Genomic DNA, 19,112 nt, shown 5'->3' on the forward strand with positions numbered 1-19,112 from the left:
GTCGGGGCGATGTCCCGCCGGGGTCGGGCGATGCGCCGTCGGGGCGATGTCCCGCCGAAGTGAGGCGATGTCCCGCCGGGCGGTGCGACACCGCGTCGAGCGCGGGCGACCGGCGTCCGCACCACCCGGCCCCCTTCCTCCACAGGAGGGAACAAAGCGGAACGCCGAGTTCCCACAGGCTCGCCCACGGTTCGCCGGAAACTGGCAGACTGGCGCGCCACGGGGCAGGAACGCGACGCGTCACCGGAGCACGGCCCACGGCGCACCGCACGAACAGAGCGTCAAGCCCGAGGAGTTGCACGCGAGGAGATCCAGATGTCGATGGCGGGGAACCTGCGGAAGGTCACGCGTCTCAGCAAGGTCGGCGGCCTCCGCAAGGTGGCACGGCTCGCCAGGCGGCGCCCCCGCGTCGACCTGAGCCACCCGGCCCGGTCCCCACTGGGGTCCTCGGTGGTGAACTGCGTGACGTACCGGGACGGCGCCCGGACCTCCGGGGGCGAGGACGTCGTCGAGGCGGTGGAGCGGGTACGCAGAAGCCGTCACGGCTTCGTGTGGCTGGGCCTGCACGAGCCGACGGACCAGGAGTTCGCGGGCATCGCCGAGCTGTTCGACCTGCATCCCCTGGCCGTGGAGGACGCGGTCGAGGCCCATCAGCGCCCGAAGCTGGAGCGCTACGGGGAGACGCTGTTCGCGGTGCTGAAGACGGTCTGCTACGTCGAGCACGAGGAACTGACGGCGACGAGCGAGGTGGTGGACACCGGCGAGATCATGCTGTTCGTCGGCGAGGACTTCGTGATCACGGTGCGGCACGGACGCCACGGCTCGCTGGGCCCGCTGCGCGAGGAACTGGAGGCCGACCCCCAGAAACTCGCCAAGGGGCCGGCGGCGGTGCTGCACGCGGTCGCGGACCACGTGGTCGACGACTACCTGAGCGTCACCGCCGCGGTCCACGAGGACATCGACCAGGTCGAGACGGACGTGTTCGCGGAGAACGGCGCGCGGGCCGATCCCGGACGCATCTACCAGTTGAAGCGGGAGCTGCTGGAGCTGAAGCGGGCCGTGGTTCCGCTCGGGCGGCCGATCGAGGACCTCGCGACCCGGCCGATACGGGTGGTGGACCCGGAGATCCAGGCCTACTTCCGGGACGTCCTCGACCATCTCATACGGGCCAAGGAACAGATCGCCTCCTTCGACGAGCTGCTGAACTCGATCCTGCAGGCGCACCTGGCCCAGGTCACGGTCGCGCAGAACGAGGACATGCGCAAGATCACGGCATGGGCCGCGGTGATCGCCGTGCCGACGATGGTCTGCGGTCTCTACGGCATGAACTTCGACCACATGCCCGAGTTGCACTGGAGGTTCGGATATCCGCTGGTCATAGCGGTGATATCCGTCGCGTGCCTGGTGCTGTACCGCGGTTTCCGGCGCAACGGCTGGCTGTGATCGGGCGGGGTCAGCGCGCCCCGCTCCGGGCGTAGACGCTCTCGGCCCAGTCGGCGATCTGGTTCTCCGGCAGGTGCCTGGCGAGGTCCGCTTCGCTGATCATGCCGACCAGCCGCTTGTTCTCGATGACGGGAAGCCTGCGGATCTGGTGGTCCTTCATCTCACGCAGGACGTCGGAGATGTCGGCCCCCGCGTCGATCCAGCGCGGGGTGCCGTGGGCCATCTCGCCGGCGGTGGTCCTGGCCGGGTCGTGCCCCATGGCCACGCAGCCGACGACGATGTCACGGTCGGTGAGGATGCCGCAGAGCCGTTCGTTCTCGTCGCTGATGGGCAGGGCGCCGACGTTCAGCTCGCGCATGAGCTGGGCCGCCCGGTCCAGCGTCTCGTGGGCGGGGATCCACTGGGCTCCCCGGTGCATGATGTCTCCGGCGGTGGTCATGGAGTACCTCCTGGTACCGGACGGCCGGCGCGGCACGGGACGCACCGCTTGTCCCGGCGACATTCATTCTCGCCGCGCAACGGAACGGGCGCATCCGGAGCCGGGCGGGGACCGGGGCCGTGCGTCACCCGCTCCAGGCCGGGTGGCGTGGGTCGTCGGCGCGTATCAGCACGTCGGCGGTGCCGGCCGGGTCGGTCTCGGCCTCGTAGCGCTCGTAGGCGGGAAGCGTCCAGTGGTCGGTCTCGGGGGTGCGGCGGCGCAGGGCGCCGGGCGAGAGGCGGAGGTGCACGGTCAGGTCGAAGGGGAACCAGTGGCGCAGCAGGAGCGGACCATGCAGCAACAGGCAAGAGCCGGGCCGGAGTCGGACGTACGGGCTGCGGGTGGCGCGGTCGGTGGCCGGATCCCGCAGATCGGGCAGGACCCGCCCGTCGCCGCCGGGTTCCAGGGGGCCGAACACCTCACGCCACAGGGCGCCGGTGTCGAACCAGCCGTCGTAGTAGGCGTCCACGTCCTGCCGGCCGTGTTCGAGGCGGAGCGAGGCCGGACGCAGGAAGCCCTCCGTGCCGACGACCAGCGAGGGGCGGCCGAGCGTGCGCAGTGCCTCGGCGACGCGCTCGGCGAGGTCTCCCGGGCGGGCCGCGGGGGCGCCGTCGAAGGCGATGCGCGGCCAGGGGCTGCCGTCGGCCGGTTCCAGATCGAGCAGGCGCTCGGCCAGGATGTCGCCGAGCCGGTCCCAGGTGATCGCTTCGAGTCGCACACCGGCCATGATGCGTCAGACGCGGAGCGGAACGGGTGGCGGGCCTCGGACTGCCCGGCCGTACGGGGAACGGCCGCATGCGGCCGCCGGGTCACACCGGGGGCCGTCTTCTCCGGCCCTTCCATGGTCGCGGGTCCCGTGTGGGAATGCACTGGTGGTGAGGCGACGCGCCGGGAGAGGTCCCGGCCGGACAGGGGAGTTGACGCTGATGATCGACGGTCCGTATTACCTGCTGACGGTGTTGGGGGTGCTCGGGACCGCTCTGGTGGCCGGGGTCTTCTGTGCCTTCTCGACCTTCGTGATGCGAGGTCTCGCCGCGCTGCCGCCGGCGCAGGGCGTCGCCGCGATGAACGCGATCAACGTGACGGCGGTGACACCGGCGTTCATGGTCGTGTTCGTCGGATCGGCGGTGCTGTGCTCGGTGATCGCCGTGGTGACGTTCGTGCTGTGGCCGGACGACGGGACGGTGGAGCTGCTGGTGGGCAGCGCGCTGTTTCTGCTCGGCTCGTTCGGGGTGACCATGGTCGCGAACGTGCCGCGCAACGACACACTGCTCGGGCTGGACCCGGAGACGCCGGAGGCGGCCGCGTACTGGCCGTCGTACGTGCGCGAGTGGACGAGGTGGAACCACGTGCGGATGATCGCCTCGGCCGGCACGGCGGTGGCGTACGTGCTGGCGCTCACCTGAAGCCTTGTCCGGCCCGGCCCGACCTCGGCAGGAGCGCCTCGGTGAGGAGCGCCGAGGAGCGCCGAGGAGCGCCTCGGAAAGTACCGTCACGCCCTCTGCGCGCCCGGCCGGGGGGTCGTATCGTGGCCGCAGAGAGCGCCGCCCGATGACGCACGCCCTGTCGTACGCGGACGCAAGGAAGACGGCCATGGCCGATCCCAAGGGTTTCCTCACCACGCCTCGCCGGGAGTGGCCCCGCCGGCCCGTCGCGGAGCGGGTCCGGGACTGGAACGAGGTCTACGTCCCCGGTGCTCTGCTGCCCATCATCAGCCGGCAGGCCGACCGCTGCATGGACTGCGGGGTGCCGTTCTGCCACGACGCCTGCCCGCTCGGCAACCTGATCCCCGAGTGGAACGACCTGGTCAGCCGCGACGACTGGCGCGTGGCCGCGGAACGGCTGCACGCCACCAACAACTTCCCCGAGTTCACCGGCCGGTTGTGTCCCGCCCCGTGCGAGGCGGGATGCGTGCTCGCGATCAACCAGCCCGCGGTCACCATCAAGAACGTCGAGTGCGCCATCGCCGACCGGGCCTGGGCGGACGGACTCGCGCCGCCGAGCCCGCCGGAGCGGCTGTCGGGGCGGACGGTCGCGGTGATCGGATCGGGGCCCACCGGGCTGGCCGCGGCGCAGCAGCTGACCCGCGCGGGGCACACGGTCGCGGTGTACGAGAAGGACGACCGGCTCGGCGGGCTGATGCGGTACGGCATACCGGCGTTCAAGATGGAGAAGCACCGTGTGGACCGGCGCATCGAGCAGATGCGGGCCGAGGGGACCGGATTCCGCACGTCCACGGCGGTCGGGCGGGACGTGGCGGCCGCGGAACTGCGCGCCCGGTACGACGCGGTCGTGATCGCCACCGGAGCGACGGCGTGGCGTGAACTTCCCGTGCCGGGACGGGAGCTGGCCGGCGTCCACCAGGCGATGCAGTACCTGCCGCTGGCCAACCGGGTGTGCGAGGGGGATCTGGAGGTCTCCCCGATGTCCGCCGCCGGGAAGCACGTGGTCATCGTCGGCGGCGGCGACACGGGGGCGGACTGTCTGGGGACGGCGGTGCGCGAGGGCGCCGCGTCGGTGACGCAGTTGGACATCTACGGCCGGCCGGGGACCGAGCGCGACGAGGACACCGAGCCGTGGCCGACGTACCCGAAGGTGTACCGGCTGTCGCCCGCGCACGAGGAGGCCCGTGATCTTCGCACGGCGCCCGCGGCGGACGTGGACGCGCGGCTGTTCGCGGCGTCCACGCTCCGGTTCACCGGGGACGCGGGCGGGCACGTCCGGTCGCTGCACCTGGTCGAGGTGGACGCGACGCGACGCCCGCTGCCGGGCACCGGGCGTTCCCTTCCCGCCGATCTCGTGCTGCTGGCCCTCGGTTTCTCCGGGCCCGACCGGGGTGACGGGCTCATCGACCAGCTGGGGCTCACGACGGAGCCGCGCGGGACGATCGCGCGGGACGCCGGGTTCGCGACGAACCGGCCGGGAGTGTTCGCGGCCGGGGACGCGGCGCGCGGGCAGTCGCTGATCGTCTGGGCGATCGCGGAGGGACGGGCGGTGGCGGCGGCCGTCGACCGGTATCTCACGGGCAGTTCGCGGCTGCCGGCGCCGATCTCCCCGTACGACCGGCCGATGGCCGTGTGACGCCCGCGCGGCGGCCACGCGACAGCCACGCGACGGCCATGCGACGGCCATGCGACGGCCATGCGGGGTGCTCCCGCCCGCGGGTGAGGCGCTCCGCTCCCGCGCCGCCGACGCGGGGAGCGGGAGCTGGGGCGGGAGCCGTCCGGCCGGTCAAGGCTTGCTGCCTATAGCGGCGGCCAGAGCCTGCTGCAGAGAGCAGCGGCCAGGGTCGGCCGCCGGCAACCGCGGCTAAGGCTTGCGGGCCACCGCCCCGTAGCCGGGGATCACCCCGTCGTCCTGGCCGGGGACCGGGTCGCCCAGTTCGGGGTGCCAGTTCTGGGGCACCTCGACTCCGGGCTCGACGAGTTCGAGGCCGTCGAAGAAACGGGTGAACTCCTCGCGGGAGCGCAGCGCCAGGGTGACGCCGGCCGCCTTCAGCTTCTCGGTGGCCGCCTTGGACTCCTCGGGGGTGAAGTCGGCGGTGGCGTGACTGAGGACCAGGTAGCTGCCGGAGGGCAGTTCGGACAGCAGCCGGCCGACCAGCCCGTAGGCGCCGTCCTCGTCGGGGACGAAGTGCAGCAGCGCGATGAGCGAGAGGGCGACGGGCCGGGTGAGGTCGAGGATCTTCCGCGCCCCGTCCAGGATGGCGTCCGGATCGCGTGCGTCGGCCTGGAGGTACTCCGTCACGCCCTCGTCCGTGCCGCGCAGCAGGGCGGCGGCGTGGGCGAGGACGATCGGGTCGTTGTCGCAGTAGACGACGCGGGCGTCGGGGGCGGTCTCCTGGGCGATCTGGTGGAGGTTCGGCTCGGTCGGGATGCCGGTACCGATGTCCAGGAACTGCCGTACCCCGTTCCGGGCGAGCCAGCGGGTGGCCCGGTGCATGAACGCCCGGTTGACCCGCGCCATCACCGGCACGCGCGGGTCGAGGGCGAGCATCTGGCGGCCCATGGCCTCGTCGACGGGGTAGTTGTCCTTTCCGCCGAGATACCAGTCGTACATCCGCGCGGGATGGGGTCTGCTCGTGTCGATCCGGACGAAAGGCTGCTGGTGCCCGGTCATGAGGAACTCCGTTGACTTATGCCGCAATTGACGTAATCAATGATCAACTCAGTGCCGGTGGGAGGGGGGTCGATGAACACAATCGGCTGAAAACATGGCTCAGGAGAGCAGGAAGTCGGCCTCACCCGCCTTGGCGCCCTCGATGAAGGCGGTCATCTCGTCGGTGGTGTAGATCAGCGCGGGCCCGTCCGGGTCGGTCGACTGGCGGACGGCGATCCGGCCGTCGGCGAGCTTCATCGCCTCCAGGCAGTTGCCGCCGTTGCCGCCGCTCCACGGTTTGTGCCAGCCCTCGCTGCCCAGCTCCCGTGCGGGCATGCCGTTGTAGACGTGTTTGCGTGGCTTGATGCGTTCCATTCACAGCTCCTTGCGGATATCCCGGAGGATCTCCTTCGTGCGATGTGCCGTAGCGGCCTGCGCCGCCATGCGGTCCATGACCTCGAGGTGGGTCGCCACCTCGGCGCGCGCGTCGAGGTAGACGGCGCCGGTCAGGTACTCGCTGTAGACCATGTCCGGCAGTTCTGACATGGCAAATCGGAACAGCACGAAGGGCCCGAACGTGCCGGGATGCGGCCCGTTCGCGAACGGCGCGACCTGCAGGGTCACGTTGGGCAGCTTCGTGGCCTCGAGCAGTCTGTCGATCTGAGCACGCATCACCTCCGGGCCGCCGGCGGGGCGGCGCAGTGCGGTCTCATCGAACACGGCCCAGAAGTGGGGCGCGTCCTGACGGGTGAGCAGTTCCTGGCGTTGTATGCGCAGCGCGACGTGGCGCTCGATGTCCTCGGGCTGGGTCTGGCCGACGGCACCCGAGCACATGACGGCGCGGGCGTAGTCCTCGGTCTGCAGCAGGCCGGGGACGAAGTGCGGGTCGTAGGAGCGGATGAGGCTCGCCGCGCCCTCCAGGCTGACGTACATCGAGAACCAGCCGGGCAGGATGTCGTGGAAACGTTGCCACCAGCCGGGCTTGTTGGCCTCCTCGGCGAGCTGGACGAAGGCTTCGGCCTCCTCGTCGGAGACGCCGTAGGACTTCAGCAGCAGTTGGAGGTACGGGATCTTGAGACCGACCTCGGCCATCTCCATGCGGCGGACGGTGGCCGGCGCGACACGCAGGACACGGGCGGCCTCCTCGCGCTTGAGTCCGGCACGTTCCCGCAGGTCCAGCAGACGGCGACCGAGGACGACCTGACCGACCGTCGGCGCGGACCGCGGCTCGCTCACGCTCCACCTCCACGAATGAATCCTGACAGCCCGACGGCGCCATTCGAAGACCCATTCGAAGATCTGTGCGGATCCCCGTTGATCCCAACTGGCGCCGTTCGAGGTGCTGTTGCGAGCAGTGTGCCACGACCGTCCACAACGTCACACCGCACTCTGCATTTTTCATAGTGACACTTGCCAAGTGTTCACGCCGGGGAGATAGTGGCAAGCGTGATTCCGTCCGCGCCCTTAGGAACAGACGCTGCCGCAGACCGCCAGGTCGGTCTCGGCGCCACCACGGGGGTGACCCCTGACCGGGCCGCCGCCGAGCGCCGGTTCCGCTTCGAGCTGGCCGCACATCCAGGCTCTCCCGCGCAGGCCAGACGCCTGGCCAGGGCCTGGCTGAACGGCTGGTCGGTGTGCGAGGACGTCTGCGACACGGCGGCCCTGGTGATCTCCGAACTGGTCACCAACGCCGTCGTGCACACCGCGAGCAGGCACATAGTCTGCGAGCTGCACGACGGCGACGACCTGGTGCGCATAGCCGTGCGCGACCAGGGCTGCACTCCTGGTGAGCCCCATCCGGCGCGGGCGCGGCCCGAGGAGGAGCACGGGAGGGGACTGCTCCTCATCGACTCGCTCTGTCGCGCCTGGGGCGCCCAGGAGCACGGCCCGGGGTTGCTGGTCTGGGCGGAACTGCCGCGCAAGGCCGACGAGCCCCGGCACGACTGCGGGCCGTGCAACGACCTGGGCTGGGGAGCCCGGCCCAAGCCCGGTCCGGTCGACGGGCCGGGCGACGAGGACGAACCTGAATCGCGGTACGGGACGGGGGGCGCATGGGCGTGAGGGCTGCGTCCGGCGGTCAGGTGCTGAGCCTGGACACGCTGGTCCGCCTGCAGCGCGGGCTGCACTCGCCGGGCACGCCCCGGCGGCTGCCCGTGCCGGAGGGCATGACGGCTCCGCTGGGCTGCGACGCGGTGTCGGTGCCCGCCCGCCTCGGCCCCCTGGTGCTGCCCCGGCTGCCCCGGGTGGGGTGCGTCTACGCCGACGAGACGCACTGGTGGTGGATCGTGCCCTCCGACTCGGACTACGCGCTGGAGTGGCCCGCGCCCGCCGAGTACGCCGCCGGGGCGGTCGTTCCGGACGCCCCGGCGGTCCCCGGCCTCATCCACAAGCCGGACGGCACGCTGCCGTACACCCCGCCGATCCCGCTGTACCTGGCGCTGTGCCGGGTGACGGGCACGACCCCGACGTGGTCCCGTTCGGTGACCGCCTAGCTTCACCCGGCCCGTGAGACCGAGGCCCCGGCCGACGGGTGGCCGCACCCGAGGCGGCTGCTTCCCGGCTGGCCGCATCCGAAACGGCCGCACCCAGGCGGAGCTACAGCGGCCTGTGGGCGGAGCGGTTAGCGGCCGGGTGCCCGCCCGGAGGCGGGCCGACCCTCAGGCCGTCGCGTCGGCGGCCTCGCCGGTGCGGACGATCACCAGGAACGTGTCGGTCGCGAGGTCCATGACAACCTCGGCGGGCAGACCTTCCTGACGCCGCGCGTGCGCGAACTCCTCCGCGGGCCACGATCCTCGCGGCCCGCCCGCGGGAAAGCGTTCGAGCACTGTTCGCCCGTTCACCACCCTGCACCTCCAGTAAAGCGTCGTAGCTTGTAGGAGTTAACGCCCTGGACAGCCGGAAAGCCCCGCCCGGTTGCGGGACTGAGACGTACTTGACACTTGTTCCGCGCGGAGTGTGAGGACGTGATCACTCTGCGACGATCATTGTCACTTGCCGTTCCGATCCCCTACTCGCTGTGACTCTCCGTGGTCTGCGGCGCACGGCGCCTGCGAGGACGTGGCCAGGACCGGCGCGTGCCCCGGGAGGCCGGCGACGGGCAGCTCGGGCAGTGACAGGCCCACCGGTCCGCGCCCCTGCCCGAACTCCTCGACCAGTTCGGCGAGCTGCCGCGCATGCCGGGGTGAGAGGCGGCCCGAGTCGTCGAGGTGGACGGCGCAGGCGGTGGTCGTGTCCACGAGCCGTTCCAGGGTCGCGACGATCTGGTCCGCGCCCGCCGAGTGCCGGGCGAGAGGGGGCAGTTCGGCGGCGGCGAGGGCGATGGCCGCACGGGCCTCGGCTAGCGTGCGGTAGGCCTCGCGGCGGAGCGTCCAGCGCTCCGCGCGGTCGGCGGACTCACCGAGCACCTGGTTGAGGTAGGCCTGCGCGGCCGCGCTCGCCGCCGCCAGACGGGCCCGTACCGCTCCGCCCCGCTGCCCCGGCATCGGCAAGTGCCCGACGACGAGCACGATCGCGCACGCCAGCAGGGTCTCCCCGATCCGGCTGACGGAGGCCTGCGGCTCGCCGCCGACCATCACCAGGGCCAGGACGAGGACGGTGACCACGGCGGTCTGCGCGGCGAAGTGACGCGTGGCGACGGGAATGAGGGCCCCGCTGACGGCGACCAGCGCGACGAGCCCTCCCGGCCGTGGGAGCACGGCGGCGAACCCGGCGAAGACGACGGCACCCAGCACGGTCCCGGCCGCCCTGCACAGCACCCTCGACACGAGCGGTCCGAGGTCGGGCTTGACGAGGAAGACGGCGGTGGCGGGCAGCCAGTACCAGTGCTGGTGCTGCCCGTGCCAGCGGGCGTGGTGCAGCGCCTGGGCGACGGCGGCGCCGGCCCCGAAGCACAGGGCGACACGCAGGCCGTACTCCCGGCCGCCGGCGCCGTGGGCCACGCGCAGGAGTTCCCCGGCGGTGCGCCGCCGGGTGTGCAGGTCGCTCGGCCGGCCCCGGTCGAAGGCGTCGGCGGCGTGCAGCAGGGCGTCGTCGAGGGCGCGCAGGGCGGGCGCGGACCGGTGGGGCGCGGGCAGCGGCCCGGTGGGGGTGTTGCCGCGTACGGCGGCGGCGAGCCGCCGGGGCCCTTCGGAGGCCCGGCCGGCGACGGCGTCCCCGGCCCACGCGAGCGCGGTCGCCGCCTCGGCGAGCGGCAGCGCCGCGGCGTACTGCGCGTGCAGCCGCCGCTCGGCGGAGGAGGACGCGTACCGCCGCAGCCGGGGCCCGGCGAGCGCGTCCTGCGCGTGATCGAGGGCGGCGGTGAGCGCGGCGCGCCGGACGAGGGCGTCGTCACCGCCGACGGCGTCGAGCAGGTCGGCGACGGCGTCGTACACGGCGGCCACGGCGGCCCGCTCGCCGTCGAACCGGAAGTCGCCCGCGAGCGAGCCGGGCGTGGGCAGGAGCAGCCGCAGGCCGAGCAGCCATCCGGCGCCGGCGAGGAAGGCCAGCGCCCTGGCCGGTCCGCTGTCGGGCAGCGGCATCCCGGCCCCGACGGCGGAGGCGACGAGCAGTTGGGTACCGGCCCCGGAGGCGACGGGACCCACGGCGCTCACCCCGCCGGCCAGCAGCCCGAGACCGGCGAGCAGGAAGGTCAGCGCCACGGCCCCGGCATGGTCCCCGGCATACGTCCCGACGAGCAGCCCGCCCGCCCCGGCGAGCGCCGGCCCACCGATCCTGTGCACGGCCGCCCGGCGGCTGCCCGGCCGGTCGTTGATCCCGGCGAGCATGGCGGCGATGGCGGCGACGACACCGAGCGAGGTACGGCCGAGCAGCACGGCGCCGGCGAGGAGGGGCCCGGCGGACAGGGCTCCCCGCGTGACCGCGTTCCAGGGGACGGGGCCGCGCTGGGCACGGAGGGCGTGGGCGAGCCAGGGCGGAACGGCGACGGGGCGCGACACGGGGCTCCTGTCCGGACGAGGGCGGGGGTGTGCCTTCGGGCGACGGTGGCCGGGCGGAAGAGATGTGGTGCCCACGATAGATCGGACACGCGGGAAAGACGGAACGCGGGCATTTCGGTGATGTGACGTTTTCCCCGCAACGGCAACGGCAACGGCTCCGCGGCAGGGCCGGCGGGTACGCCGCGGGGCGCGGCAGTTCACCGCGCGGCACCCGGTTGACGGCCAGTTCGGCGACGACGAGGTACGCCGGGACGCCGGCGAGGTGGAACAGCAACGGCTCCACCCGGAAGCGTCCTTCCCGCTGAAGACTCCGCCGCCCCAGGCACCGGCCTCGCAGACCTCGCCCTCCCAGCCGACGGCGCGGACCGCGGGAACGCGGCTCGGGCGGCGCCCGGCTACGCGGATCCGTCGGATTGGTAGCGTCCGCGGGTGCGGGGCGTCGAACGGATTTCCGCCGGCCGTCGTCGCCGACCCGCGGGCCGCGCCGGCACCCTGCCCGATATGGGGATGCGCGCCCGGCGTGCACGGCGGACGATCGGCAGGACGTCCGCCGTCCGAACCCCTCGTGAGCAGCGCAGGAGAGCCATATGTTGATCGAGCACCGTGGACAGCGCCCCGTCGTCCCCGACTCCGCGTACGTCGCCCCGACGGCCGTTCTGTGCGGCGCCGTCGTCCTCGGCGAGCGGACCCGAGTGCTCCACGGGGCCGTGCTCAGCGCCGAGGACGGGGAGGTCCGCATCGGCTCGGACGTCGTGGTCATGGAGAACGCCCTGGTGCGCGGGCGGGCCGGGCACCCCGCCGTCATCGGCGACGCCGTGCTCGTCGGTCCGCACGCACACGTCAACGGAGCGTCCATCGAGGACGAGGTCTTCGTGGCCACCGGTGCCTCGGTCTTCCCGGGGGCGGTGGCCGGCGCCGGCTGCGAGTTGCGGATCAACAGCGTGCTGCAGGTCAACTCCGTGCTGCCGCCCGGCACCGTGGTACCCATCGGATGGATCGCGGCCGGGGCGCCGACGGCCCGGCTCTTCGCTCCCGGACAGCACGACGAACTGTGGGCCGTGCAGCAGGAGCTGGACTTCCCCGGCACGGTGTACGGCGTGCCGCGCGGCACCTCCATGCGGGACCTCATGGCGCGCCAGAGCGAGTTCTACGGCGCCCACTCCGACGACCGTCTCCTCGACGACTGACAACTGACCTTCATAGCCAGCAACTGGCAACCGGCACCCGGCAACAGCCGAAAGGATCCGCTCTTGACCTCCGTATCGTCCGCCGTCACTCTGCGCCGGGCCGTGGCCGCCGACGCCTCGGCCGCCGCAGACGTCTGGCTGCGGTCCTTCCGTGCCGCGCTGCCGACGGTCGTCAGCCCGCGCTCCGACGACGAGGTGCGCGACCACTTCCGGGAGGTGGTCGTGCCGCTGCGGGAGACGTGGGTGGCGGCGGACGCCGGAGCGGGGATCGTCGGCGTGATGGTGCTCGCCGGCGACGAGTTGTCGCAGCTCTACCTCCGCCCCGACTGGCGCGGGCGGGGTCTCGGGGACCGGTTCGTCGCACTCGCCAAGGAACGCAGTCCCGGCGGGCTCAGCCTGTGGACCTTCCAGGTGAACAAGCCCGCCCACCGGTTCTACGAACGCCACGGCTTCGTCGCCGTCGAGTACACGGACGGCAGCGGCAACGAGGAGCGCGAGCCGGACGTGCGCTACGTCTGGCGTCCCTGAGCGCACCGCCGGCCGGACACGTCAGTCCCCGGCCGCTGCCGCCGCCGTCCCCTCCGCCGGGGTCGGCACGAAGGGGCGGGACGCTCCCGGGCCTCCCGGGCCCCGGTGGCGGTAGGCCCAGTCGGCGGCCCGCGCGGCGAGCTGGACGAGGTCCGGTTCGCCGGTGTCGCCGTCGAGGTGGCGGTACTCGACGGCGGTCAGGATCACGATCCGTTCCGGCAGGCCGAGGTGGTCGTGGTAGCCGGTGGCGATGATGTCGGCGGCGGCCTCGGCCGCGGTGAGGCCGGCCGCGTGACGGGCGTGCACGAGTTCCTCGAGTCCGCGCAGATAGGCGAGTTGGTCGCGAACGTCCTGCGGGCTCATGACCGGGCCGTGTCCGGGGACCACGGTTTCGGGGTCCAGGCCGAGGATCGTCTCGCAGGCGGCGGCGACCCCGGCGAGGGGACCGTTCCAGTGGACCGGGTGGTCGCCGTGGAAGAGGACGTCCCCGGCGCAGACGGTGCGCTGCGCGGGCAGGTGGACGACGAGGTCGCCGGCCGAGTGCGCCGGGCCGACCTCGATCAGCTCGGCCTCGACGCCGCCCACGCGCAGTTCGTGCCGGCCGCTGAAGGTGCGGGTGGGCGGGACCGCCTCGACGTCCTCGTACCGGTAGCGGCCGAAGTGCTCGCGGGCGTACCAGCCGAGGGGCTCGTCGGCCGGTGTGCCGTGGGTGAGGAAGTGCATCTGCGCCGGCGACGGTTCGCGGCAGACGTGTTCGGCGGCGGCCCGGGTGGCGATGATCTCGGCGCCGGGGAAGCAGCCGTTGCCGAAGGTGTGGTCGCCGTTGACGTGCGTGTTGACGATCGTCTCCACGGCCGCGCCGTCCGGCAGCACCCGCCCGGCCGCCGCGATCAGCGCCTCGGTCATCGGCCGGTCGTAGGGGGTGTCGACCAGGGCGGCCTGCCGGCCGGAGGTGATGAGCAGGCAGTTCGCGAAGCCCCAGGTGCCGGTGTGCCCGGGGGCCCACAGATGGAGCCCGTCGGCCAGGGGGATGAGTCCGTCAGGAAGGTTCATGCCGGTCATTGTCGTGAAGGAACGCCCGCCTGGCACGGCAAGTCCCGCGACACGCAGGCCCGTTGTCCTGGCAGCCGTCGGCTCAGCCGGTCACCGGCAGCCCCGCCGTCCGCGCCGCCGTGCGCAGCACCTCCCGCAGCATCGCGGGCGTGAGCCTGCCGGTGAAGGTGTTGCGCCGGCTGACGTGGAAGCAGCCGAAGAGGTCGAGGCCGTCGAGCGGGACGCGGGCACCGTGGGCGAAGGCCGGCCGCGGCCGGGGCACCGCCCAGCCCGCCTCGGCGAGCGCGGGCAGCGCGGCCTGCCAGCCGAAGGCGCCGAGCACGACGACCGCGCGCAATGTCGGCCGCAGCAGCCGTAGTTCCCGTACGAGCCAGGGGCGGCAGGTGTCCCGCTCGGCCGGGGTCGGCCTGTTCCCGGGCGGGGCGCAGTGCACGGGCGCCGTGACGCGGACGCCGTGCAGCGTCAGCCCGTCGTCGGCGGACACGGCGGCCGGCTGCGAGGCGAGCCCCACGTCGTACAGCGCCTGGTAGAGCACGTCACCGGAGCGGTCGCCGGTGAACATGCGGCCGGTGCGGTTGCCGCCGTGGGCGGCCGGCGCGAGGCCGACGATCAGCAGGGAGGCGTCGGCTGGTCCGAAGCCGGGCACGGGCCGGGCCCAGTACGTCCAGTCCCGGAAGGCCGCACGCCGGGTCCGGCCGACCTCCTGGCGCCACTCCACGAGCCGGGGGCACGCGGCGCACCCGGCGACACGGGCGTCAAGCTCGGCCAGGCTGTCCATGCGCCAACGGTACGTCGGTGACGCCGCCGCCGAGCAGCCGCAGTGCCGCCTCCGACGGGGAACCGGGCTCGGCGATGTAGGCGATGAGCCGCTGCCCCGCGGTGCCGGGGACGCACAGGTCCTCGAAGGCGAGGCTCATCGCGCCGACCAGCGGGTGGCGCAGGTGCCTGACGCCCGAGGTGCAGGTGCGCACCGGGTGGCGGGCCCACAGGGACGCGAACTCGGGCGATCTCATGGACAGTTCGCCGATCAGCTCGGCCAGGCCGCGGTCGCCCGGCCGGCGGCCGGCCGCCAGTCGCAGCGAGGCGACGGCGAGGCGGGCCTCCTCGTCGCGCTCCGGGTACAGCTCCCGGTAGCGCTCGTCGAGGAAGAGCATCCGCACGGGCACGCCGGTCATGAGCGCCGTGGCCACGGCGGCGATGACCGGCTCGGGCGCCACGGCGGTGCTCGGCGGCCTGAAGGCGGCGGTCGCGCTGAACGCCGCCGTCGTGCTCCTCGGCGTCCTCACCAGCGCCGTGTTCCTGGCCGGGCCGCGGCCCGGCAGGACCGGAAATCCCTCGGGGACTCCCGGCGCGGAGGACTAAGGTCGGGAACATGGCTCTGGAAGGTGACGAGGAGAGGGGCCCGCAGACCGCGGGCCCCGACACGGGCGGCGACACGCAGGCCTTGGGCGACACCCAGCCCACGGGCGACACGCAGGCCGCGGGCAGCGACGCGCAGGCCACCGGCGACGCGCACCCCGCGGGCGACGCGCAAGCCGCCGGCAAGGCGCAGGCCGCCGCCGGCGACGGCGCGCAGGCCGTCGATCCCAAGGTCGCCGCCGCGATCGCCGCGGCCGAGGCGGCCGGGCCGGCGCCCGGCGAGACCGTGCGCATCGACAGCTGGATCTGGGCCGTGCGCCTGATCAAGACCCGCTCGATGGGCGCCACCGCCTGCAAGGGCGGTCACGTGCGCGTGAACGGGCAGAACGTGAAGCCCTCGCACTCCGTGCGGGTCGGCGACGAGGTGCGGCTGCGGCACGACGGCCGGGAGCGGGTCGTCGTCGTCAAGCGCCTGATCCGCAAGCGCGTCGGCGCCCCCGTGGCGGTCCAGTGCTACGTCGACAACTCGCCGCCCCCGCCGCCGCGCGAGGCGATCGCGCCCGCCGGCATCCGCGACCGCGGCGCGGGCCGCCCCACCAAGCGGGACCGCCGCGAACTGGAACGCCTGCGCGGCCTTATGGGCGGTGGCGCAGGACGGCCGGGCGGTGGCGCGGGGCGGCCGGGCGGTGGCGCAGGACGGCCGGGCGGACGGTGACGCACGGTGACGCACAGCGGCGGCGTCCGGGGGCGGCGCTCCCGGGGGTGTCCGAACCCCCGGGCCCGCGCGGCCCCGCCGGACGCCGCCATGGGCCAGGCAGGGTGCTCAGCCACGTCCGCGCACCAGCCGCAGCAGGTCCGCGTTGGAGCTCCGCCGGGCCCAGGCGATCAGCGCCAGCGGCACCATGAGGATCAGGGGCGTCGCCGCGTTCTGCCCGTCGAAGACGGTCATCTGGACGATGAACGCGCCCACCATCAGCGCGCTCAGGGCGACCGCCGCGACCGACTGGAGCACCGGCACCAGCAGGGCGACGGCACCGGCGAGTTCCAGGGCGCCGATGGTGTACATGCCCGCGCTGCCCCAGCCGATCCTGTCGAACGACTCGACGGCCGTGGGATGGGCGATCAGCTTCGGCAGAGCGCTCGCGACGGCGTAGAAGAGGGCGAGCAGCACCTGCACCGTGCGCAGGGCGATCCGGGCGCGGCGGCCGCGCGGGAACGCGGCCCCGGCGACGACGGAACGCGCGGTGCCGGAGGCGGTGGTGCCGGACACGTTCGTGCCGGAAGCGGCGGTGACGGGAGAGGTGGTCTCGGACACGGGGATCTCCTGCGGAAGCGGTCGGTGATGCTGTCACAGGGTTGGACCGGCGCTCCGGCCGGAACTCATCGGTGCCCCACGTGCCGAATCCCGTCAGTTCACCGACGTCCTCGTGGGGTACCGCGGGATCGAGCAGGATCCCGGCCTCGTCGTCCGGACGCTTCGGGCGGACCTCCGCTCCGAAGCGGTACGTGCCAGGAAGGAGTGGTGATCCGATGCGTACGGGCAGTGAACCCACGACCGCCCGCAGTCCTCTGCGGATGCGCTTCTGGCTGAGCCTGTGGGGGCTGGCCTGGTCGGTCTTCGGCACCGTCGCCTTCGCCCTCGTGGGGCAGGTGTGGTGGGCGGTCGCGTGCGGGGTGCTGTTCCTGCTGGTCATGACCGACATGACCCTGATCCTCAGGCACATCCGCCAGGGCCCGCACTACCAGCCGGGGCGGGACGTGCCGCCGTACCTGCCACCGGACGAACCGGGGCGGTAGACCGGCCGGACCGTCGGACAGGTCAGGACGACTCGAAGCGGGCGCGCCGCAGGTACTGCGGGTTGGGGTCCAGCGCGGCTGCCAGCCGGAAGTGCCGCCTGGCCTGGTCGGGCCTGCCCTGCCGCTCGTAGGTGCGGGCGAGCGCGAAGTGGGCGAACGCGTTGTCCGGCTCGCGCTCCAGGACGACGGTGAACTCCAGCTCGGCCGGCCGCAGCTGGGCGGCGGCGAAGAAGGCACGCGCGCGCAGCAGCCGGGCAGCGGTGTTCTCCGGGTGGGCGGCGATGACGGAGTCGAGCAGTTTCACCGCGCCCCGCGGGTCCCGCGCGTTGAGCAGCTGCTCGGCCGCGCGGAAGTCGATGACGTGCGTCTCCGGGGTACGTCCGGTCGAACCGCTGGTGTCGGGCACGTCGAAATCCTTCCCTCGCTGGAGGGATTCAACGCCCGGCCGTGACCCGCTATTCCTGTTCTGTCCCTGCCGCGTGGGCCCTGCGCTGCAGCTCCTCCCAGACCTCTCGCACGCGTCGCCGCAGGTCATCGAGCGGTACGTCGTTGTCGATGACGATGTCGGCGATCTCCCGGCGCTTCTCGCGCGTCGCCTGGGCGGCCATGCGGGCGCGGGCGTCCTCCTCGGTCATGCCGCGCAGGCGGACCAGCCGGTCGAGCTGGGTCTCGGGGCTCACGTCGACGACGATCACGAGGTCGTACAGCGGGGCGAGGCCGTTCTCCGCGAGGAGGGGCACGTCGTGGACGACGACCGCGTCCTCGGCGGCGGCCGCCTCCAGTTCCCGGGAGCGGGCGCCGACCAGGGGGTGCACGATCGAGTTCAGGACGGCCAGCCGGTCCGGGTCGGCGAAGACGATCGAGCCGAGCCGGGGCCGGTCGAGGCTGCCGTCGGCGGCGAGCACCTCCTCGCCGAAGGCGTCCACGACCGCGGCGAGGCCGGGCGTGCCCGGCGCGACGACCTCACGCGCGATGCGGTCCGCGTCGATCAGGACGGCTCCGTGTGCGACGAGCAGCCGTGACACTTCGCTCTTGCCGGCGCCGATACCACCGGTCAGGCCCACCTTCAGCATGAGCCGAGCTTAGAGAACCCGGCGCCGGCCGGGGTGCCGGGGGGCCGTCAGTTGTCGCCCTCCCGTTCCGCGAGGAACCGTTCGAACTCGCGCCCGATCTCGTCGGCCGACGGGATGTCGGCGGGTTCGGCGAGCATGTTGCCCCTGGTCTCGGCGCCCGCGACGGCGTCGTACTGGTTCTCCAGGCCCGACACCAGGGCGGTGAGTTCCTCGTCGCCCTCCTGGATCTGCCGGTCGATCTCCGTCTGGGTGCGGAGCGCCTCCGTGCGCAGGGCGTGCGCGACCCCGGGCAGCACCAGGCCGGTGGCGGCGGTGATCGCCTCCAGGACGGTCAGTGCCGCGTCCGGGTACGCGGAGCGGGCGATGTAGTGCGGCACGTGCGCGGCGACGCCGAGGACGTCGTGCCCGGCCTCCATCAGGCGGTACTCGACCAGCGCCTCGGCGCTGCCGGGGACCTGGGCCTCGTCGAAGGGGCTGCGGTGGCCGGGGACGAGGTCGGTGCGATTGCCGTGCGGCGTGACGCCGACGGGGCGGGTGTGCGGGACGCCCATCGGGATGCCGTGGAAGTTGACCGACAGGCGCACGCCGAGCCGCTCGACGATCTGCTGGACGGCCGCGGCGAAGCGCTCCCACTCCACGTCCGGCTCGGGCCCGGACAGCAGCAGGAAGGGCGCCCCGGTGGCGTCCTGGACGAGCCGCACTTCGAGGGCGGGCACGTCGTAGTCGGTCCAGCGGTCGCGCCGGAACGTCAGCAGCGGACGGCGGGCGCGGTAGTCCACGAGCCGGTCGTGGTCGAAACGGGCGACGACCTGGTGGGGCAGCGAGTCGAGGAGCCGGTCGACGATCTGGTCGCCGGTCTCGCCCGCGTCGATGTATCCGTCGAAGTGGTAGAGCATGACAAGACCGGCCGACTCCTGGGCGAGCGCCATGTCCACGACGGCCAGGCCCTTCGGCTCCCATGCGTACAAACCCTGCGGATCAAGCACAGTGACCGCTCCTCCTCGTGTTCGTACTGCACAACCACCCTCGGAACACGGGCATTCCCGCCCGCGCCGCTGATCAGGCATCACCGGCGGCCGCGGGCACGCGACTTCGGGGCACGGCCGGGCAACGCCGAGGGCCCGCACCCGGGAAGGGTACGGGCCCTCGGCTGAAGGACCTA

At 73.1% G+C, this 19,112-nt stretch carries 24 protein-coding genes and 1 pseudogene; 10 read left to right on the forward strand and 15 right to left on the reverse strand.

The features are described from left to right. Positions 1–315 precede the first annotated feature (315 nt). On the forward strand, positions 316–1,443 hold the full coding sequence (locus ACH4ZX_RS30515) for a magnesium and cobalt transport protein CorA (protein WP_398279702.1): 1,128 nt from the start codon (positions 316–318) through the stop codon (positions 1,441–1,443). A gap of 10 nt (positions 1,444–1,453) precedes the next feature. On the opposite strand, the gene ACH4ZX_RS30520 is transcribed toward ACH4ZX_RS30515, so the two are convergent. Both ACH4ZX_RS30520 and ACH4ZX_RS30525 read right to left on the reverse strand, forming a co-directional pair. After that, complete coding sequence (locus ACH4ZX_RS30520; RefSeq protein WP_398279705.1) at positions 1,454–1,882, reverse strand: CBS domain-containing protein; 429 nt, start codon at positions 1,880–1,882, stop codon at positions 1,454–1,456. 124 nt (positions 1,883–2,006) lie between these two features. Further along, positions 2,007–2,648, reverse strand: a complete 642-nt coding sequence (locus ACH4ZX_RS30525) for a uridine kinase (RefSeq protein WP_398279708.1) — start codon at positions 2,646–2,648, stop codon at positions 2,007–2,009. 199 nt (positions 2,649–2,847) lie between these two features. Between ACH4ZX_RS30525 and ACH4ZX_RS30530 the strand changes: the two genes are divergently transcribed. Next, positions 2,848–3,327: a DUF1772 domain-containing protein gene (locus ACH4ZX_RS30530; RefSeq protein ID WP_398279711.1), complete on the forward strand. Its 480-nt coding sequence runs from the start codon at positions 2,848–2,850 to the stop codon at positions 3,325–3,327. Positions 3,328–3,514: 187 nt separating this feature from the next. Then, entirely contained in the window at positions 3,515–5,002 is a 1,488-nt protein-coding gene (locus ACH4ZX_RS30535; protein ID WP_398279713.1) for a glutamate synthase subunit beta, read from the forward strand. A 228-nt stretch (positions 5,003–5,230) separates the two neighbouring features. On the opposite strand, the gene ACH4ZX_RS30540 is transcribed toward ACH4ZX_RS30535, so the two are convergent. From ACH4ZX_RS30540 to ACH4ZX_RS30550, 3 genes are all read right to left on the reverse strand, one after another. After that, positions 5,231–6,040: an SAM-dependent methyltransferase gene (locus ACH4ZX_RS30540; RefSeq protein WP_398279716.1), complete on the reverse strand. Its 810-nt coding sequence runs from the start codon at positions 6,038–6,040 to the stop codon at positions 5,231–5,233. Positions 6,041–6,139: 99 nt separating this feature from the next. Beyond that, positions 6,140–6,394, reverse strand: coding sequence for a DUF397 domain-containing protein (locus tag ACH4ZX_RS30545; RefSeq protein WP_324783627.1), 255 nt, complete (start codon positions 6,392–6,394; stop codon positions 6,140–6,142). Further along, positions 6,395–7,255: a helix-turn-helix domain-containing protein gene (locus ACH4ZX_RS30550; RefSeq protein WP_398279720.1), complete on the reverse strand. Its 861-nt coding sequence runs from the start codon at positions 7,253–7,255 to the stop codon at positions 6,395–6,397. 201 nt (positions 7,256–7,456) lie between these two features. Here ACH4ZX_RS30550 and ACH4ZX_RS30555 point away from each other — a divergent pair, with 201 nt between their 5' ends. Further along, a complete protein-coding gene (locus ACH4ZX_RS30555; protein ID WP_398279723.1) occupies positions 7,457–8,080 on the forward strand; it encodes an ATP-binding protein in 624 nt (207 codons plus the stop codon). Continuing rightward, positions 8,071–8,511 (forward strand): hypothetical protein, encoded by a 441-nt coding sequence (locus ACH4ZX_RS30560; protein ID WP_398279726.1) that lies wholly within the window; start codon positions 8,071–8,073, stop codon positions 8,509–8,511. The genes ACH4ZX_RS30555 and ACH4ZX_RS30560 overlap by 10 nt, the downstream gene beginning before the upstream one ends. Before the next feature lie 165 nt (positions 8,512–8,676). On the opposite strand, the gene ACH4ZX_RS30565 is transcribed toward ACH4ZX_RS30560, so the two are convergent. The 3 genes and pseudogenes from ACH4ZX_RS30565 to ACH4ZX_RS30575 form a co-directional block, all read right to left on the reverse strand. Then, on the reverse strand, positions 8,677–8,862 hold the full coding sequence (locus ACH4ZX_RS30565; protein ID WP_324783632.1) for a hypothetical protein: 186 nt from the start codon (positions 8,860–8,862) through the stop codon (positions 8,677–8,679). Between the two features lie 144 nt (positions 8,863–9,006). Next, complete coding sequence (locus tag ACH4ZX_RS30570; protein WP_398279729.1) at positions 9,007–10,953, reverse strand: FUSC family protein; 1,947 nt, start codon at positions 10,951–10,953, stop codon at positions 9,007–9,009. A gap of 154 nt (positions 10,954–11,107) precedes the next feature. Next, positions 11,108–11,319 (reverse strand): annotated as a pseudogene (locus ACH4ZX_RS30575) (nucleotidyltransferase domain-containing protein); the annotation flags it as partial. 221 nt (positions 11,320–11,540) lie between these two features. Between ACH4ZX_RS30575 and ACH4ZX_RS30580 the strand changes: the two are divergent. Together ACH4ZX_RS30580 and ACH4ZX_RS30585 are read left to right on the forward strand one after the other, a co-directional pair. After that, positions 11,541–12,140, forward strand: coding sequence for a gamma carbonic anhydrase family protein (locus ACH4ZX_RS30580; RefSeq protein WP_398279732.1), 600 nt, complete (start codon positions 11,541–11,543; stop codon positions 12,138–12,140). Between the two features lie 63 nt (positions 12,141–12,203). Continuing rightward, positions 12,204–12,668, forward strand: coding sequence for a GNAT family N-acetyltransferase (locus tag ACH4ZX_RS30585; RefSeq protein ID WP_398279735.1), 465 nt, complete (start codon positions 12,204–12,206; stop codon positions 12,666–12,668). Positions 12,669–12,689: 21 nt separating this feature from the next. Here ACH4ZX_RS30585 and ACH4ZX_RS30590 read toward each other — a convergent pair whose 3' ends face one another. From ACH4ZX_RS30590 to ACH4ZX_RS30600, 3 genes are all read right to left on the reverse strand, one after another. Then, positions 12,690–13,721: an MBL fold metallo-hydrolase gene (locus ACH4ZX_RS30590; RefSeq protein ID WP_398279738.1), complete on the reverse strand. Its 1,032-nt coding sequence runs from the start codon at positions 13,719–13,721 to the stop codon at positions 12,690–12,692. A gap of 82 nt (positions 13,722–13,803) precedes the next feature. Further along, positions 13,804–14,499: a uracil-DNA glycosylase gene (locus tag ACH4ZX_RS30595; protein WP_398279740.1), complete on the reverse strand. Its 696-nt coding sequence runs from the start codon at positions 14,497–14,499 to the stop codon at positions 13,804–13,806. Next, the gene (locus ACH4ZX_RS30600) at positions 14,477–14,911 is read right to left on the reverse strand and encodes a hypothetical protein (protein WP_398279743.1); all 435 of its coding nucleotides are present in this window, start codon (positions 14,909–14,911) and stop codon (positions 14,477–14,479) included. Before ACH4ZX_RS30600 ends, ACH4ZX_RS30595 begins: the two co-directional genes overlap by 23 nt. Between ACH4ZX_RS30600 and ACH4ZX_RS30605 the strand changes: the two genes are divergently transcribed. Further along, positions 14,895–15,083, forward strand: a complete 189-nt coding sequence (locus ACH4ZX_RS30605; protein WP_398279746.1) for a hypothetical protein — start codon at positions 14,895–14,897, stop codon at positions 15,081–15,083. The genes ACH4ZX_RS30600 and ACH4ZX_RS30605 overlap by 17 nt on opposite strands. Positions 15,084–15,093: 10 nt before the next feature. Next, positions 15,094–15,795 carry an RNA-binding S4 domain-containing protein gene (locus ACH4ZX_RS30610; RefSeq protein ID WP_398279749.1) on the forward strand — a complete coding sequence of 234 codons (702 nt, stop codon included), beginning with the start codon at positions 15,094–15,096 and terminating at the stop codon, positions 15,793–15,795. A gap of 108 nt (positions 15,796–15,903) precedes the next feature. Here the strand turns inward: ACH4ZX_RS30610 and ACH4ZX_RS30615 are convergent, their stop codons facing one another. Then, a complete protein-coding gene (locus tag ACH4ZX_RS30615) occupies positions 15,904–16,395 on the reverse strand; it encodes a DoxX family protein (RefSeq protein WP_398279752.1) in 492 nt (163 codons plus the stop codon). 215 nt (positions 16,396–16,610) lie between these two features. On the opposite strand from ACH4ZX_RS30615, the gene ACH4ZX_RS30620 reads away from it, so the two are divergent. Further along, positions 16,611–16,877, forward strand: a complete 267-nt coding sequence (locus ACH4ZX_RS30620; RefSeq protein ID WP_398279755.1) for a DUF6343 family protein — start codon at positions 16,611–16,613, stop codon at positions 16,875–16,877. Between the two features lie 22 nt (positions 16,878–16,899). Here ACH4ZX_RS30620 and ACH4ZX_RS30625 read toward each other — a convergent pair whose 3' ends face one another. The 3 genes from ACH4ZX_RS30625 to ACH4ZX_RS30635 are packed head-to-tail and all read right to left on the reverse strand — an operon-like array spanning position 16,900 to position 18,936. Then, positions 16,900–17,283, reverse strand: coding sequence for a tetratricopeptide repeat protein (locus tag ACH4ZX_RS30625; RefSeq protein WP_360744672.1), 384 nt, complete (start codon positions 17,281–17,283; stop codon positions 16,900–16,902). A gap of 49 nt (positions 17,284–17,332) precedes the next feature. After that, on the reverse strand, positions 17,333–17,950 hold the full coding sequence (coaE, locus tag ACH4ZX_RS30630) for a dephospho-CoA kinase (RefSeq protein WP_398279760.1): 618 nt from the start codon (positions 17,948–17,950) through the stop codon (positions 17,333–17,335). A gap of 47 nt (positions 17,951–17,997) precedes the next feature. Beyond that, complete coding sequence (locus ACH4ZX_RS30635; RefSeq protein ID WP_398279763.1) at positions 17,998–18,936, reverse strand: PAC2 family protein; 939 nt, start codon at positions 18,934–18,936, stop codon at positions 17,998–18,000. Between the last annotated feature and the right edge of the window lie 176 nt (positions 18,937–19,112).

The sequence above is a fragment of the Streptomyces sp. NPDC020490 genome, assembly GCF_044335305.1.
GTDB lineage: Bacteria > Actinomycetota > Actinomycetes > Streptomycetales > Streptomycetaceae > Streptomyces.